The organism is Achromobacter sp. AONIH1 (assembly GCF_002902905.1).
Classification (GTDB): domain Bacteria; phylum Pseudomonadota; class Gammaproteobacteria; order Burkholderiales; family Burkholderiaceae_B; genus Achromobacter.
On sequence record NZ_CP026124.1, the window covers coordinates 447,512 to 464,192 of the forward strand.

The following is a 16,681-nucleotide window of genomic DNA, read 5'->3' on the forward strand; positions in this document are numbered from 1 at the left end:
GCATCGCCTGGCGCGCACTACCCGGTTTCAAGCGGGTGGACGGACACGATGCGCCGGCTCGCCCCGCTCGAACCATCCATTCAGGTTGTTGGCCAGCGCCTCGTGCTGCGCGATACGCGTCTGGGGCGAGCGTCCGGCCAGATGTGGCGTCAGGATGACCTGCTCCATCGCGCGCAACCGGTCTGGCACGACGGGCTCCGTTTCCAGCACATCCAAGGCGGCGCCGGCGATGGCGCCCCGCGCCAAGGCGTCGATCAGCGCGTCGGTATCCACGACCGTGCCGCGCGACACATTGACAAGAAAGCCCGCCGGGCCCAGCGCCCGCAGCACCGGCGCATTCACCAAATGATGCGTCTGCGGTCCGCCCGGGCATGTCAAGGCGAGCACGTCGGATGCCGCCGCCAGCGACACCGCGTCGTCGTGCGGCGCGTAACCGTCACCCCGCGTACCCTCGTGCCACAGATAGGCCACCTCCATGCCCACCGCCTCGCCCAACTTGGCGAGCCGGTGGCCAATGTTGCCCAGCCCGATGATGCCCAGCGTCTTGCCGCGCAGGCTCGGCCGCGCTGCGCGCAGGGCTTCCCATCCGCCCGCTTTCACGCCGCGATCCAACGCCGGGATGCCGCGCGCCAACGCAAGCATGAGCGCCAGCGCATGGTCGGCCACCACCTGGCTGCTGGCGTCGGGCGCATGGCAGACACGCACCTGGCGCGCATGCGCGGCGCTCAGGTCGATTTTTTCAAAACCCACGCCAAAGCTCGCGATCAATTCCAGGGCGGGCAACGTCGCCAATTCATCAACGCTCAAGCCCGTCGAGCCGTTCGTCACCACGGCGCGCGCGCGAACACGGGCGGCGGCGTCTGCCTGCGCCCAAGGGATCACGTGATAGTGCGCGGCCATGGCGGCCAACCAGTCCGCGTCCAGCGGCACCCTGGTCAACACCCATGGCGGACTCGCCTGGCCGGCCTTGTCTTCTGTGGTTGCGTTCATGACGGCGCTCTGCCTTCTCAAGAGTTGTGACGATGGGCACAAAAATTATCACAAACCATTTGACTTGTATACATTGGCGGTTCAAAGTATCCATATCGGAATTATCAAACACACTTGATCTCATCCATTCCATCATCCTCACGACACAAGGAGTCCCCGTGATCTGGCACGGCCTAGCAACCTATGACCTCAACGGCGTCGAGCGACCCGGCCTGGTGGTCGACAACAAGCTCTATGACCTGGCGCAGCTCGCCCTTGCCGGCCAGCCGGAACAGACGATCGGGATGCCCGACGTGGACGGACTGCTGGACGCCTGGGATGCCTGGGTTCCCCGTTTGTCCTCCCTGGCCGAGCAGGCGCCGGGCCTGGCCGCGCAAGGCCGCCTGACCGCGATCGAGGGCGCCGCCTACGCGCTGCCCTATCGGCCACGGCGCATCTTCGGCGTGGCATCGAACTTCTACGAGCACGCCGACGAAATGGGCACGCAACTCGCGCCACGCGCCGAGAGCCAGCCCTACGTGTTCATGAAGGCGCAGAGCAGCGTCATTGCCACCAAGGCAACGGTGCTCATGCCCGCGGAAACCGAGAAACTGGACTGGGAAGTGGAATTGGGCGTGGTCATCGGTCAGACCTGCCGCCACGTGTCGGTCGAAGACGCGCTTTCCGTCATCGCCGGCTACACCGTCTTCAACGACATCAGCGCCCGCGATCTCAACCGCCGCACCGACTATCCCTTCAAGCACGACTGGTTCCGAGGCAAGAGCTTCGACACATTCGGGCCGCTGGGGCCATGGCTGGTGCCGGCGGGCTGCATCGCCGATCCGCAGAATCTGCGCATGACGCTGAGCGTCAACGGCGAACCGATGCAGGATGGCAACACCTCGCAAATGATTTTCTCGATCGCGGAACAAATCGCCTACCTGTCCCGCATCCTGACGCTGCAACCCGGTGATCTGATCGCCACGGGCACGCCCGATGGCGTGGGCATGGGCCGTGGCGTGTATCTCAAGCCTGGCGATACGATGACGGCGTGGGTGGAAGGCATCGGCGTCATCGAGAACCCGGTCGCCTTGGAAAGCCCATAGCCGCTACCGCCTCGCAACCCTGACAACGACGGGGCCGGCAGCCGGCCCGCGAGGAGACAATATGAATACCTCAGCAGACGAGAACCGCGCCCCCATCCGGACCCGCAAGCTCGGGCACTTGGTCCTGATGGTCCGCGACCTGGAAATCTCGACGCGCTTCTATACCGAGGTCATGGGCCTGAAAGTGTCGGACCGCATCGCCGACCAGATGGTCTTCCTGCGCGCGGGCGAAGACCATCACGATCTCGCCCTGTCGCGCCTGCCAGCCGACGCGCCCGACCGCGACGACCTGCCCCGCCATACCCGGCCCGGGCTGGAGCACTTCTCGTACTACGTGGAGTCGCTGGACGAGATGAAGCGCGCGGTGAACGTAGCGCGCGCGCAGGGCGTGGAGATCGAACGCGGTATCGGCCAGCATGGCCCGGGCGGCAACTGGTTCCTGGTGTTCAAGGATCCGGACGGCAACAACGTCGAGATCTACACCCACATGGAACAGATCCCCGCCGACGCCGACCACCAGCCGCAGACCTGGCCGCGCGAACTCGAATCGTTCGACCGGCACCGCCTGGCGCATTTCGTGGTGCAGCCGTCCGCCGCGATACTGGCGGCCAAGGAAGGCAGGCCCGCGCCCGGCAAGAAGAACACGCCCGAATAGACGGGAGCGCGCGATGACATTCCCCTTCCCGCCAGCGCCGTTTCCCGGACTGGACGACGCGCAACGCGCCGCCATGCTGGCCCTGGGCCCAACCTGGGCCCAGGATATCCAGGAAAACCGGCGCCGGGTCTGCGACATCTACGACGCCATCCACGGCGCCCTTCCCGCCGACGATCTGCGCGTCGCGCCCGCGCAGGCATACGGCGACGATCCGCGCCAACAGCTCGACCTGTACCTGCCCATCGCGCACGACCAGACAGCGCGGCCCATCGTGGCCTTCGTCCACGGCGGCGCCTTCCTGCGCGGAAACAAGGACGCCACGCCACACATCTACGCCAACGTGCCCAGGCTGTTCGCGCGCGCCGGCTGCATCGGCGTCAACATCGAATACCGGCTGGCGCCACGGGCGCCGTATCCCGCCGGAGCCGACGACGTGGCGGCGGCGGTGGGCTGGCTGCGCGAGCACGCGGCCGCCTGGGGCGGGGACCCGGAACGCATCGTGCTGCTCGGCCATTCGGCCGGTGGCAGCCATGTCGCCACCTTCCTGACGGATCCCCGCTACAAGGGCCAGGCGCAAGGCGTGACGGCCGCTGCCCTGATCAGTGCCCGCCTGGATGCCGATACCCTGCCCGGCAACCCGAACGCCGCCGGCGTGGTGGCCTACTACGGCGCGGACCCGGCGCAGCAACGACGCCACGCGCCCATGGCGCACGCCGAGGCCATGACCGTGCCCCTCATGGTCGCCGTGGCGGAATACGAAAATCCCTACCTGGATCTCTACGCGCTGCAATACGCGGCGCGCGTGGCCGCCGCCGGGCGGATGCCGCGCATCGTCCAGGTGGCGCGACACAATCACACCTCCATCGTGGCGCACCTGGGCAGCGCCGATCGCGAATTCGCCACGGCCTTGCTGGATTTTGTCCAGGCCCACGCCGCCCCCCTGCCCGTCCTTCCGTCCGGCGCAGCCGCGCCCGGCCGATCATCCTAAGGAACCCTACATGTCACATCCTGCCTTGCACGGCGTGTTCGCCCCCGTGGTCAGTCCCTTCCGCGCGGACGCCTCCCTCAACGTGCCCGCCTTTGTCGCTCACTGCAAACAGCTCGTCGCGGACGGCGCCGGCCTGGCGATCTCCGGCACAAATAGCGAGGCCTGCTCGGAAACCTTGAGCGAACGCATGGCGTTGGTCGACGCCGTGATCGACGCGGGGATCGCGCCCGAACGCATCCTGGTGGGTACGGGATGCTGCGCCATCGACGACGCAGTCACGCTGACCCGCCACGCGCTGGAGCTGGGTTGCGCCGGCGCGCTGGTGCTGCCGCCCTTCTTCTTCAAGAACGTTCCCGAAGCGGGGGTATTCGCCTACTACCGCCAACTGATCGAGCGGGTGAACAACCCCACCTTGCGCATCGTGCTGTATCACATCCCAGCGGTGTCCGGCGTACCCCTCACCCTGTCACTGATCGAACGGCTGGTCACCGCGTTTCCCCAGCACATCGTCGGCGTCAAGGACAGCTCGGGGGATTGGGACAACCTGACCGCCATGCTGACGCGGTTCCCGCAGTTGTCGATTTTTCCGGCGTCCGAAGTGCTGATGCTGCGCAGTCTGGAGCTTGGGGCGGCGGGCTGCATTTCAGCCACGAACAATATCAATGCGCGCGACATCGCGCTGGCGCACGCCTCGCCAGCCCACGCGGCGCGCCTGAGCAGCGGCATCGAGGCGGTGCGCAAGACCGCCGAACAGTTCCCGATGGTGGCCGCCGTCAAGCACACCCTGTCCCTGTTGACGGGCGACGACGATTGGCGCCACCTGCGTCCGCCGCTGGTGCCCCTGGATGCCGACACGGCGGCGAAGGTCGAGGCCCGCATGCGCGCCGCGCTGCCGGCGCTGTCGGCGGCGCGCGCATGACGGCCCGCCAGGGAGACGATGAATGAACCAATCGTGCACACTGGATCAATTGTTCCTGCAGGCCCGCAGTCACAATGGCTGGCTGCCTGGCGATATCGCCGACGCCAAGCTGAGGACGCTCTACGAGCTGACCTGCCACGGGCCCACCAGCGCCAACACCAGCCCCATGCGACTGGTGTTCGTCAAGACCGCGCAGGCCAAGGCCAGGCTCGTGCCCGCGCTGGCGCCCGCCAACGTGGCCAAGGTGCTGGGCGCGCCGGTGACGGCGATCGTCGCCTACGACAGCGCCTTTCACCGCCTGGGCGAAACGCTGTTCCCGCATCGGCCGGCCCAATATGACGCCTACGCGGCCGACGCCGCGCTGGCGCAGGAAACCGCGATGCGCAACAGTTCGCTGCAGGGTGGCTACCTGATCCTGGCCGCGCGCGCCTTGGGCCTGGACTGCGGCCCGCTATCCGGCTTCGACGCCGACGCGGTGAACCGGGAATTTTTCGCCGACAGCACGTGGCGCGTGAATTTCCTGTGCAACCTGGGCAAGGGCGATCCCGACAAACTCTACGCGCGCCTGCCGCGCCTGGACTTCGCGCAAGCCTGCCGGATCGCATGACCCGACCCGGCGGTCATGCCGGGCGGACAACCAAAACAATCAGAGAGGCGACAACATGACTCCCCCCTTCAATCCTGTCAGGCGGCGCTTGGGACTGGGCGCGATCGGCTTGCTCGCCAGCGCCCCGTTCGCCGCGCGGGCCGAGGGAAATTGGCCGAACCGACCTGTCACGATCGTCGTGCCGTTCTCGCCTGGCGGCAACACCGACCTGATCGCGCGCCTCATGGCCGAAAAGCTGAGCCAACGCATCGGCAAGCCGTTCATCGTGGAAAACCGCAGCGGCGCCGGCGGCCTGATCGCGGCGGAATACGTCGCGCGCGCCAAACCGGACGGGCAGACCCTGTTCATGTCGACCATGACGCAGATCGTGACGGCGCCCATGACCAATAGAATCCGCTACGACCCGATCCGCGATTTCGCGCCCATCATCAATGTGGGCGGCAATCCCTTCATCCTGGCGGCGAGCGCCCGCCATGGCTTCAAGACGCTGGCCGACCTGGTGGACTACGGCCGGGCCAATCCCGGCGCGCTGAACGTGGGCCACGCCGGCACGGGCGGGCTGACCCACCTGTCGGCGCTGCTGTTCCTGACCCGCGCCAACGTGCAGGCGACGATGGTGCCGTACCGCGGCGGCGCGCAAGCGCTGTCGGACGTGCTGGCCGGGCAGATCGACCTGTACAGCGCCAGCGTCTCCGAGGTGATCCCCTACACGACCACCGGCAAGTTATCGCTGCTGGCGGTGTCCAACGCCACACGGCTGGCCCAGCTGCCGGCCCTGCCGACCATCGCCGAAACCTATCCGGGGTATGCCGTAGAAACCTGGAATGGCCTGGTCGGCCCCGCCGGCATGCCCGAGGCTGTCCTGGCCCGACTGGCCGACGAGGGCCGCGACATCGTCGCGGATCCGGCGTTCCGGGCGCGGCTGGAAGAACTCGGCATCACGCCCTATGGCGAACCGCCCAGCGCCTTCGGCGCGCGCATCAAGGCTGAGCGGAACCTGTGGCAACCGCTGCTTGCGGCGGCGGGCATAGAGCCTCAATAGCGCGCTCGATCGCCGCGTCGCTCCCATGCGGCGCGGCATCGCGCAGGCAGGCGATGAAAGTCCGGCACGCGGCGCTGGGCTCGCGATGCAGGCGCAGCGTATAGCCAACCGTGCCGAACGCGCCCATTTCGGGCAGGTCCAGGATGCGAAGCAGGCCCGCGTCCGAGAACTGCCGGGCGGCCGTGCGAGGCATCAGCGCCACATACGGGGCGCGCAGCAACAGACCAATGTTGGTCAGGATCGACAGCGATTCGACGATGTCCGTGGGCAACGGCAGGCCGGCCGCGCGAAACAGGTGCTCGGCCGCCAAGCGCGCCGGCGAGTCCGGCGTGGGCAGGATCCACGACGCGCCGGTCAGTTGGGCCAGGTGGGTGACGCGGTCCGCCCCCATTCGGTAGCCCTTGCCGACGACCACGCACAGCGCTTCGTCAAAGAGCGCATGGTGGCTCAGCGCATGCATGTTGGCCAGGGGTAGCTCGGGCTCGGGCAGGCGTCCGACAACGATATCCAGTTCGCCCGCGGCCAGCGCCGCGAACAGATGCGTGGTGGCGCCTTCGCGCACGCTGACCAACACCCCCGGCAGGCGCGCCTTCAGCAGGGTGATCGCATTGGGCAACAGGCGGGTCGAAGCGGAAATCAAGGTGCCGACCGTCACACGGCCTGCTGCCCCCAGGCGGAGCTCATTCAGCTCATCGGTCATGCCGCGTAGTTCCGCCATCAGCAGTTTGACGCGACGGCCCAGCAACACCCCCAATTCGGTCGGCGCCACGCCGCGGTTGGAGCGCTCGAACAGCTTGCCGTCGACACAGGCCTCGAGTTCCTGGATGACCTTGGTCACCGCCGGTTGCGACAAGCGCAACTCATGCGCCGCGCCGATCACGGAACCGGTCTCGAGCACCCGCCCGAAGATCATCAGTTGATTCAGCTTCAGGCGGCGGATCAACGACACACCACTCAAGGGAAGCGCTTGCGCCTTGTTCATGTCTGGCTCCGATTGCGCCGGTTCCCGGGGACGGCGTCCGGGCCGCACGCGGCGGCATCCATACGCTTGTCCATATCCATTTGGCCAAGATTGCGTACACCCGCTACCGCTTTCGCTATAACAAAATCATCTTCAGCTATAAGCAGAGAGAAATATAAACCCGGACGGCCAATACGTATACTTTTAACAAATAAAGTACACAAACAATTGACTTGTACCGAAAACCAGACCCGCCCCGCGGGCGGGAGCGGTCGTCATGGAGGGGAGGCCAAATGGAAAAACTATCGGCGCTGGCGGCCGTCGCTGCCCTATGCGTGTGTTCCCCGGCTCAAGCCCAGACACGCGTCTGGCTGTCCGGTTATGTCGACATGAGCATCAAGCACCTGCGGTCGTCGGGTCCAGGCTCGACCACGCGCATGTCCAGCGGCGGTCTGAACAATTCGCGCTTCAATCTCAGCGGCGTCGAAGAGCTGGGCGACGGCAACAATGCCATTTTCACGATCGAACCCACGTTCTCGGCCAACAACGGCCAGCAGGCCGCGCAATTCCGTCAATCGTTCGTGGGGCTCAAGGGCGCCTGGGGCGAGTTGACGCTGGGCCGGCAGTTCACGCCCTCATACTGGATCGCCGGCTATGCCGACCCGACCTGGGCCGCCGAATTCAGCATGGTCAACAACATGCAATTCTTCTATGCGCCCTATCGGACGGACGGCGCGGTGCAATATAAGACGCCCGCGTTCCACGGCCTCTCGGGCCGCTTCATGATGAGCAACGGCGAAGGCGACAGCTCGAAGGCGGGACGTTTCATCAGCACCGCGCTGGAGTACCGCGAAGGCCCGTTGTTCCTGGGCCTGGCCAGCGAGCAACAACACACGAAGGACATTTTCGGCCCAACCCGGGTGCACTCCTCCCGAGACAATTACCTGTCCGCGGTCTATCGCATCGGCGCCGTGGAACCCACGTTCATCTTCCATTCCTATAACGGTTACTACGCATATCCGCCCTATATCGCGTTCAACGCCCGGGGTTGGGACGTACAGCTCGGCGCGCGTTGGAAAATCGATGGCCGCAACCGCCTCTACGCCAGCGTGGTCCGCCGTCACGACGACGAAAACAAGCGCCTGTCCAGCGCCACCGGCTTCGTCGTGGGCTTTATCCACGGCTTGTCCAAGCGCACCGACCTGTACGCCAGCGTCGCCCGTGTACAGCACGACCGCGCCGCGCCCGTGCCGTATCCCGTGACATTCCAGAACTATCCGAACGCTGGCCAGAACCCGACCGGCTACCAGATCGGCATCCGCCACGCCTTCTGAATAGCCGCCATTGGCGAATCCGGCACACGCCCCCACTGCCCCCACAAGGAGACGACATGTCCACCCATCGATCCCTCGGGTCCGCGAGTCTCGCGGGTCCGGCCCTCGCTTGCCTGCTGCTCGCCAACGCCACGCCGCCGGCATCCGCGCAGCCCGCGCCCCAAAAGCAGGTCGCGCCCGCCGCCAGCTCCAGCGCCACCCCGGGCACCCCCAACGTGCAGGATCCCTACCTGGCGCAGTGGCTACGCTTGACGCCTGACCGCCGGCCCGCGCCGCTCCAGCCCGGCGTGGATTACGGCATGGACCCGGCGACCGGCCAGTTCATCTGGCCCAAGGCCACGCCAGAAGTCCATAAGGGCCAGAAATTCCCCGGTGAAATGACGACCTGGGACAAACAGAGCTACGCCAAGAACGTCAAGGTGCTGGCCTTCTATCCCGGCGTGGGCTCGCCCTTCCACGCCTGGAACAATATTGCCGACTTCGAGGGCCGCCGCTACCTGTACGTGCATGATCGCGACTATCTGCGCATCCTGGACGTGACCGACCCCGCCAAGGGCAAGATCGTGTATTCGAAGGGCGGCGTCTGGGGGCCGAAGGGTTCGAGCGAAAAGTACGATCCGGCCAACGCGCAGGACTATCTGGGCGGCGCCACCATCGCCTGGAGCAAAAAGCTGGGCAAGCCCGTGCTGGTTGCGTCATTCGAGATCGGCCGCTACGGCTTGCTGAACGAAAAGCTGGAGCAGCCCGACAAGGTCGCCGCGCAACGCAAGTACAACTCGCTCAAGGGATTCAAGGTCTTTGCCATGGACGGCCCCCTGCCCAGCCAATGGCGCCTGCTCGCGACCCGCACGACGGACTACCAACACCCGGACGCCCCCATCGGCCAGCAGCGCGGATCCGGCTCACTGGATTCGCCCGAGTATTACGGCGGCAAATACATGATCCTGTCCGCCGCGCCGGACGACAGCTATGGCCTGACCGAATACCCGAACTACCTGTATTCCCCGGGCTACCAGATCTGGGACATGACCGACCCCGCGGACCCCAAGTTCGTCTCGCAGATCGCCGTGCCGGGTCAGATCCTGGGCGACAAGGAACACGAAGAGACCTATCTGATGAATCCTCGGGCCGGTAATCGCACGTCTTGGATGGGCGCTCGCAATCCCATCTTCCTGCCGCAATCCCTGGAAAGCGGCGGCAAGCTCGGCTTTGGCGCAATGGGCGGGCTGGGCGTGTACGCATTCGACCTGTCCGACCCGGCCAAGCCAAAGATGCTGAGCGGCGTGAACACGCCACCCAGTTTCGCCGGCACCGAGTTCGACAACGCCGATGTCAGCCAATACGCGCGCACCGGCTATGTGTTCGCCAACGGCTATCCGATGAACCGTGATTGCTATGAACCCTACAAGGACATTTTCGTCATTGATGCCCGCGACCCCTCGCATCTGAAGGTCGCCGCCAAGATGCCGCAACCGGAAGTGCCGCCGGGCGCGCCATTCACCAGCTTCTGCCAGCGAGGTGGCAACTTCGGCCCGAAGCGCGCCAACGCCATCGGCCAGCCGGGCCAATGGCGCCAGGGAATCGTGCCCTATTCGTTCTACAACGCGGGCGTGCAGATATTCAATGTGGCAGATCCCGCCAAGCCCACCATCGCCGGCTACTTCGTGCCCGCGCTGGCCGACGAATCCGAGCTGCCCGTCTATACCCTGGGCAAGGGCGTGTTCTCGATCTACACCGAGTATGACCGCAACATCATCTGGGCCTTCACCGAAAACGGCGCTTACGCCTTGTCCACGCCCCTGCTGGGCGAGCCCAGGCTGGGGATGGCGGAGCAGCCCTGGCCGGCGCGCTGAGGGGCGTCATGGCCGGTGGCATCCACGGGCCGTGACGCCTCGCGCGGCATTGCCGGGGTCGCCACTTGCGCTATAGAATGAGGATTATTCTCATTTTCAGCGCAAGGCCCTCGGCGCCGCCGCGCCGGAGGCCTCCCCCATGTCGGTCCAAGAATCCGCCCTGCCGCGCCAGGGCATCGAAGGCCTGTATGCCGAACATCACGGCTGGCTGCGCGGCTGGTTGCGCGGCCGGCTGGGCAATGCCTTCGACGCCGCCGACCTGGCGCACGACACCTACCTTCGCATCCTGAGCAGCGGCCGCATGCCCGAGCCGCAGCAATCGCGCCAGCATCTGGCGCAGATCGCCAAGGGACTGGTGATCGACCTGTACCGCCGCCGCCAGATCGAGGCCGCCTACCTGGACGCGCTGGCCCGGCTGCCGCAGCCGCTGGCGCCGTCCGCCGAGGACTGCGCGGCGGCGGTGCAGGCCCTGGTCGATATCGACGCCGTGCTGAACGGCCTGCCGCCCAAGACGCGCGAAGCCCTGTTGCTGCGCAAGCTGGACGGCATGAGCTACCGGGACATCGCCACGCGCCTGCGCGTCTCGGTCTCGTCGGTGGAAAAGTACGTGGCGACCGCCCTGCTGGCCTGCTGCCAGGCCCGGCTGGCGCTGCCCCGCGACTAGCCCGCCATGCCATCCTCCCCCACCGATCCCGCCATCGCCCGGCGCGCCGCCGAATGGATGGCCCGCCTGTGGTCGGACGACGCCAGCGAGCAGGACCGCGCCGACTGCGCGCGCTGGCGGGCGCAGCATCCCGATCACGAACGGGCCTGGCAGACCCTGTTGGCGTTCGAGGACAAGCTGGCGGGCGTGCAGCCGCAGGCGGGCGGTCATGCCTTGCGCCGCGCCGTATCCGGCACGGGACGGCGCCGCGCCATGCGCCTGCTGGGGCTGGGCGCGCTGCTGGCGGGCTCCGGCTACGCCCTGCGTGGTACCGACGCCTGGCGTGGCGTCACCGCCGACTACCACAGCGGCACCGGGGAAATCCGCGCGCTGACGCTACCCGACGGGACCCGCCTCACGCTGTCCACCGGCACGGCGATCGACCTGCGCTTTGACGCGAACGCGCGCCTGGTGGTGCTGCTGGCCGGTGAAATCCTGGTCGCCACCGCGCCCGATCCCGCCGCCACGCCGAGACCGTTCCGGGTGCGCGGCCGGCACGGCACCGTGCAGGCGCTGGGCACGCGCTTCACGGTCCGCGAAGACGACGAGGATGCGCGCGTGGCGGTGTTCGAGGGCGCGGTTGAAATCCGCCCCGCCGGCGCGCCCGACGCCGCCATCCGCCTGGATGCGGGCCAGGGCTCGCGTTTTTCCCGCTACCGGGCCGACCCGCCCACCCCGGTCAGCGAGGACGCGGCATCCTGGAGCCGAGGCGTGCTGGTGGCCGACGCCTGGCGGCTGGACGACTTCCTGGCCGAGCTGGGCCGCTACCGGCCCGGCCTGCTGCGCTGCGACCCCGCCGTCGCGGACCTGCGCGTGAGCGGCGTGTTTCCGCTGCACGACACCGACCGGGCGCTGCACAACCTGGAACGCGGCCTGCCGGTGGCCGTGGTGTATCGGACGCGCTACTGGGTGACGGTGCGGGCGGCGGACTGAACGCGGCGGTTACAAAATTTCCGGCGACCCGATTGAGGATTCGGACATCTCGTCCGGGATACAGGGACTTCCCTCCACTTCCCGCACGCAAGCAAGGCACGGAACCATGTCCCCGCTATCTCCTCCCGCCCTTTCCCCCCAGGCCGCCCGGATGCGCCGCAAGGCGCCGCTCTCCCAGGAGCTGGCGCGGGCCGCCGCCAGCCTGGCGCTGATCGCCGGCGCCGCGCTCGCCGCCGCGCCCACGGCGGTCCTCGCCCAGGCCACGGAAAGCCGGCGCGGCGTCGTGATCGCCGCCGGCCCGCTGAGCCAGGCGCTGAACGCCTACGCCAGCGCGGCCGGCGTCGAGCTGACCATGGACGCCAGCCTGCTGCAGGGCAAGCGCAGCGCCGGGCTATCCGGCAGCTACACCGTGGAGGAAGGCTTCGCCGAACTGCTGCGCGGCCAGGGACTGCGCGCCGCGCGCGAAGCGAACGGCAGCTACACGCTCAAGCCCGCGCCGCCACAGGACGCCGCCTTGCTGGAGCCCGTGACCGTCACCGGCGCCCAGGCGGAAACCGCCGCCGGCCCGTTCCCCGGCTATGCGGCGCGCCTTAGCGCCACCGGCACCAAGACCGACACCCCCCTCATCGAAACGCCACAATCGATCACCGTGATCGGCGCGCAGGAAATCGAAACGCTGAAGTCCCAAAGCATGCAGGACGCGCTGGGCTATGTGGCCGGCGTGAGTCGCGCCGAGGGCATCGACCGGACGACGGACAGCCTGTTCCTGCGGGGTTTTCGCTCGAACCAGGGCAGCTACTACCGCGACGGCTCGCTTTACACCGTGAACATCTATAACGGCAGGCAGGAACCCTACGGCCTGGAACGGATCGAGTTCCTGAAGGGCGCCTCGTCCGTGCTGTATGGCGCGATGCCGCCGGGCGGCGTCGTCAACACGGTCAGCAAGCGTCCGACCGTCGAGCCGCTGCGCGAGCTCAATGTGGAAGCGGGCAGCTTCCGTCGCCGGCAGGTGTCCGCCGACTTCGGCGGCGCGCTGGATCAGGATGGCACCTGGTCCTATCGCCTGACCGCGCTCAGGCGCGACAGCGATACCTTCGTCGACTATGTGCCCGACGACCGGACCTACGTCGCGCCGGCCATCAAGTGGCAGCCGAACGAGGCGACCTCGCTGACATTGCTGGCCGAATACCAGCAAGACCGGACGGTCTACGTCTATGGCCTGCCGGCGCAGGGCACGGTGCTGCCGAACCCCAACGGCCGCATCCCGCGCAACCGGTTCACCGGCGAACCCGGACTGGACGAGTTCAAGATGAAGCGCTATTCGGTCGGCTACCTGTTCGAACATGCGTTCACCAGCCAGTTGAAGCTGCGGCACAACCTGCGCTACATCAACGCGAAGAGCGACTATGGATCCACCGATCTCTGGCAACTGATGCCGGACGGGCGGCGCACCGCGGACCGCGGTTTCTCCCCGCGCGTGGATCGCTCATCGGCCGTGTCCACCGACACGTCGCTGCAATACCAGACACGCACCGGCATCGTCGAACACACGCTGCTGGCCGGGCTGGACTATTCGACGCCCAAGCACGAAACCCGGCGCTATTTCCAGACGCTGGACAACCTGGATCTCTATGACCCGGTCTATGGCAGCCCGCTGGGACCCGTCACGCCCAACATCAACTCGTCGACAAAATCCGACACGAAACGCCTGGGCATCTATCTCCAGGACCAGATGAAGATCGCCGACAAATGGGTCGTCCTGCTGGGCGGCCGCCAGGACTGGGTGCGCGCCAACGAGCACAACCTGTTCACCGGCGAGCAATACGCGCAAGACGAGAAGAGCAAGGCCTTCACCGGCCGCGCCGGCCTGGTCTACCTGGCCGACAACGGCCTGGCGCCGTTCCTGAGCTACAGCCAGTCCTTCGAGCCGACCACCGGCCAGGACCGCCAGGGCAGCCGCTTCAAGCCCACCGAAGGCGAGCAATACGAAGCCGGCCTGCGCTACCAGCCGGCGGGCTCCGACACCATGCTGTCGGCCGCCGTGTACCAGCTGACGCGCAAGAACCTCACCGTGCCGGACCCCATGGACACGTCGTACCAGATCCAGGCCGGCAAGGCCCGTTCACGAGGGTTGGAGCTGGAAGCGCGCACCCGCGTCGGCCGCAACGCCAACCTGATCGCCGCCTACGCCTACACCGACGCGCGCACGCTCAAGGCCAGCCCCTTGCAGCCCGACGCCGAAGGCCGGCGCCTGGATTCGGTGCCCTTCAATCAGTTCTCGATCTGGGGGGATTACGGGTTCGGCGATTTCGGCCTGCCGGGCCTGCGCGTCGGCGCCGGCCTGCGCTATGTGGGCAGCACCCGCGGCATGGCGCACGGCACGGCGGTCGAGGTGCCGTCCTTCACGCTGCTCGACGCCATGGTCAGCTATACCAACGGACCCTGGCGCTTCGCGCTGAACGCCACCAACCTGGCCGACAAGACCTACATCGGCAGCTGCACCTACGGCTGCTTCTACGGCGAACCCCGCCGCATCATCGGCACCGCCACCTATCGCTGGTAGCGCACACGACGGCCCCGCAACGCCGGGGCCGCGTCAGGACGCCGGGCCGCGCGATTCCATCGCGGCCCGCCACAAGCCATTGACCAGGCGCGCGCGGTACACATTGCCCTGCGCGCTCAGGTTGCCTTCGTAATAGCTGCCCCGGAAGCGGCAGTCGGATTCCGAGACGCAATCAATCAGGTCCAGGCCGAACAGCAACGCCGGCTTGCCGCTGGCGCGGTCCACCACCCGTTCGCCATTCTTGCCGGCGTCGCAGGCCGAGGCGGGCTTGACCCGCGCGTCATCGCGCAACGCCTCCAGCACGGACTTGGCCGGATCGCGCAGGTTCCAGCCTGCGCCGATGCCGATGCAGAAGGCGGCGGCTCCGCCCTGGATCGCCGAGCCGTTGTCCGCGAACATGGCCTGATAGACCGCCGCGCGGGCGCCGGCGGGGGCCGGGGCCGTCGGCGGCTTTTTCGCCATGGAGCTGGAGCAGCCGGCGAAGGCCAGCGCGGCCGCCAGGATGGCGCAGCGCCACGGCATGGAACGGTGTTGGAAACGCATAGATCTCTCCTGGTAGGGTCCGGGCCTGGCCATGGACCACGGCCAGGCGGGCTTGCATGGACGCCGCGCGCGGCGGCGCGATCCACAGACGGCTGAGCTTACACAGTCGTTCGCCGGGCTCCAAGAATATTGACCCGCTTCGGCGCGGGCCTGCCGGGACGGCGCGCACCGCTCCTGTCCTCCGACAAATCGTCCATGCAATGAACGCTTGAAAAAGCTGATTTGTCCACCTGCCGCCACTTTTAGTACTATCTTCGGCAGAAATTCTATATACGCACAAATGTTCGTATATAGAACAAAAGATTTTTCTGGCCGCGCGCACAGGAAGACGCCACGGAAGAGACAGTCCCAGGTTCCGCGCGCGTCCGCCTCGCCGCCGGTCGCCAGCAAGGCAGCGAACCATCATGAATACTCCCCTCAAGCATCTGGCCGTGGTCGGCGCGGGCGGCATGGGCAGCGGCATCGCCGCGCTGTTCGCCGCGCGCGGCGCGCCTGTCGTGCTGATCGACCCGGTGGACGGGGCGCTGGACCGGGCCCGCGCCAGCATCGCGCGCCAGCTCGGCGTGTATGCCGCCGGCGACGAGGCCGAGGCGATGGCGCGCATCCGCATGTCGCCCGACCTGGAAGCGGCCGCCGATTGCGATCTGGTGATCGAGGCGGTGCCGGAAAACCTGGAACTCAAGCGCGGCATTTTCGCGAAGCTGGACGCCATCTGCGCGCCCGGCGCGATCTTCGCCACCAATACCTCGGGCCTGTCGATCAACGCGCTGGCCGGCGCCGTGACGCGCCGCGAACGCTTCGTCGGCACGCACTTCTTCACGCCCGCCGACGTGATCCCGCTGGTGGAAGTGGTGCGCAACGACGACACCTCGGAAGCCACCGTCGCCGTCGTGATGGACGCGCTGCGCGCCGTCGGCAAGCGGCCCGTGCTGGTGCGCCGCGACATCCCCGGCTTCATCGCCAACCGCATCCAGCACGCGCTGGCGCGCGAAGCGATCTCGCTGCTGGAAAAGGGCGTGGCCAGCGCCGAGGACATCGACGAGGTGGTCAAGTGGAGCCTGGGCATCCGCCTGGCGCTGTCGGGTCCGCTGGAACAGCGCGATATGAACGGCATCGACGTGCACCACGCGATCGCCAGCTATCTGTACCAGGACCTGGAAAACCGCCAGGAGCCGTCCGAGCTGCTGCGCGGCAAGGTCGAGCGCGGCGAGCTGGGCGCCAAGAGCGGCCAGGGCTTCTATGCCTGGAGCCCCGAACGCCGCGAACGCGTGCTGCGCGAGAAGAGCGAGGCGCTGGCCGAACTGGCCGCCTGGCTGGAGCGCAAGGCTGGCGGCGGCTGACGGCCGCCGCGCGACACCGAATACCCAAACATAAGGCGCAGGGCACCGACCACTGCCGCCACCGGGCCACGAGCCCGACCACACAAAGAAGACCGCTGTTCCGTCGCCAGGCGCGTGCGCCCGGCGATGGAAACGGCACAGAACCACGCCCTACCCGGAGTTTGC

The 16,681-nt window shown here is 67.3% G+C and carries 15 protein-coding genes; 12 read left to right on the top strand and 3 right to left on the bottom strand.

Annotated features, from left to right (window positions below; genetic code table 11):
- Window positions 1-27 precede the first annotated feature (27 nt).
- On the bottom strand, window positions 28-990 hold the full coding sequence (locus C2U31_RS02035) for an NAD(P)-dependent oxidoreductase (protein WP_103271312.1): 963 nt from the start codon (window positions 988-990) through the stop codon (window positions 28-30).
- A gap of 158 nt (window positions 991-1,148) precedes the next feature.
- Between C2U31_RS02035 and C2U31_RS02040 the strand changes: the two genes are divergently transcribed.
- The 6 genes from C2U31_RS02040 (at window position 1,149) to C2U31_RS02065 (ending at window position 6,286) form a co-directional block, all read left to right on the top strand.
- Window positions 1,149-2,075 carry a fumarylacetoacetate hydrolase family protein gene (locus tag C2U31_RS02040; protein WP_103271313.1) on the top strand — a complete coding sequence of 309 codons (927 nt, stop codon included), beginning with the start codon at window positions 1,149-1,151 and terminating at the stop codon, window positions 2,073-2,075.
- 61 nt (window positions 2,076-2,136) lie between these two features.
- Window positions 2,137-2,730, top strand: a complete 594-nt coding sequence (locus tag C2U31_RS02045; RefSeq protein WP_103271314.1) for a VOC family protein — start codon at window positions 2,137-2,139, stop codon at window positions 2,728-2,730.
- A gap of 13 nt (window positions 2,731-2,743) precedes the next feature.
- Window positions 2,744-3,718, top strand: coding sequence for an alpha/beta hydrolase (locus tag C2U31_RS02050; RefSeq protein WP_103271315.1), 975 nt, complete (start codon window positions 2,744-2,746; stop codon window positions 3,716-3,718).
- 10 nt (window positions 3,719-3,728) lie between these two features.
- Window positions 3,729-4,637, top strand: coding sequence for a dihydrodipicolinate synthase family protein (locus C2U31_RS02055; protein WP_103271316.1), 909 nt, complete (start codon window positions 3,729-3,731; stop codon window positions 4,635-4,637).
- 22 nt (window positions 4,638-4,659) lie between these two features.
- Entirely contained in the window at window positions 4,660-5,244 is a 585-nt protein-coding gene (locus C2U31_RS02060) for a malonic semialdehyde reductase (RefSeq protein ID WP_103271317.1), read from the top strand.
- 55 nt (window positions 5,245-5,299) lie between these two features.
- Window positions 5,300-6,286 (top strand): tripartite tricarboxylate transporter substrate binding protein, encoded by a 987-nt coding sequence (locus tag C2U31_RS02065; RefSeq protein WP_103271318.1) that lies wholly within the window; start codon window positions 5,300-5,302, stop codon window positions 6,284-6,286.
- On the opposite strand, the gene C2U31_RS02070 is transcribed toward C2U31_RS02065, so the two are convergent.
- Window positions 6,225-7,268 (bottom strand): LysR substrate-binding domain-containing protein, encoded by a 1,044-nt coding sequence (locus C2U31_RS02070; protein ID WP_103271319.1) that lies wholly within the window; start codon window positions 7,266-7,268, stop codon window positions 6,225-6,227. The genes C2U31_RS02065 and C2U31_RS02070 overlap by 62 nt on opposite strands.
- 272 nt (window positions 7,269-7,540) lie before the next feature.
- Here C2U31_RS02070 and C2U31_RS02075 point away from each other — a divergent pair, with 272 nt between their 5' ends.
- The 5 genes from C2U31_RS02075 to C2U31_RS02095 all read left to right on the top strand — a co-directional run bounded on the left by C2U31_RS02075 (window position 7,541) and on the right by C2U31_RS02095 (window position 14,633).
- The gene (locus C2U31_RS02075) at window positions 7,541-8,581 is read left to right on the top strand and encodes a porin (protein ID WP_103271320.1); all 1,041 of its coding nucleotides are present in this window, start codon (window positions 7,541-7,543) and stop codon (window positions 8,579-8,581) included.
- Window positions 8,582-8,637: 56 nt separating this feature from the next.
- Window positions 8,638-10,434 carry a hypothetical protein gene (locus C2U31_RS02080; protein WP_103271321.1) on the top strand — a complete coding sequence of 599 codons (1,797 nt, stop codon included), beginning with the start codon at window positions 8,638-8,640 and terminating at the stop codon, window positions 10,432-10,434.
- A gap of 139 nt (window positions 10,435-10,573) precedes the next feature.
- Window positions 10,574-11,098: a sigma-70 family RNA polymerase sigma factor gene (locus C2U31_RS02085; protein WP_103271322.1), complete on the top strand. Its 525-nt coding sequence runs from the start codon at window positions 10,574-10,576 to the stop codon at window positions 11,096-11,098.
- A gap of 6 nt (window positions 11,099-11,104) precedes the next feature.
- Window positions 11,105-12,070, top strand: a complete 966-nt coding sequence (locus C2U31_RS02090; RefSeq protein ID WP_233772605.1) for a FecR domain-containing protein — start codon at window positions 11,105-11,107, stop codon at window positions 12,068-12,070.
- A 106-nt stretch (window positions 12,071-12,176) separates the two neighbouring features.
- Window positions 12,177-14,633 (top strand): TonB-dependent siderophore receptor, encoded by a 2,457-nt coding sequence (locus C2U31_RS02095; RefSeq protein ID WP_103271323.1) that lies wholly within the window; start codon window positions 12,177-12,179, stop codon window positions 14,631-14,633.
- Between the two features lie 33 nt (window positions 14,634-14,666).
- On the opposite strand, the gene C2U31_RS02100 is transcribed toward C2U31_RS02095, so the two are convergent.
- Window positions 14,667-15,176, bottom strand: a complete 510-nt coding sequence (locus tag C2U31_RS02100; protein WP_103271324.1) for a hypothetical protein — start codon at window positions 15,174-15,176, stop codon at window positions 14,667-14,669.
- 404 nt (window positions 15,177-15,580) lie between these two features.
- Between C2U31_RS02100 and C2U31_RS02105 the strand changes: the two genes are divergently transcribed.
- Window positions 15,581-16,516, top strand: a complete 936-nt coding sequence (locus C2U31_RS02105) for a 3-hydroxyacyl-CoA dehydrogenase family protein (RefSeq protein WP_103271325.1) — start codon at window positions 15,581-15,583, stop codon at window positions 16,514-16,516.
- Window positions 16,517-16,681 lie beyond the last annotated feature (165 nt).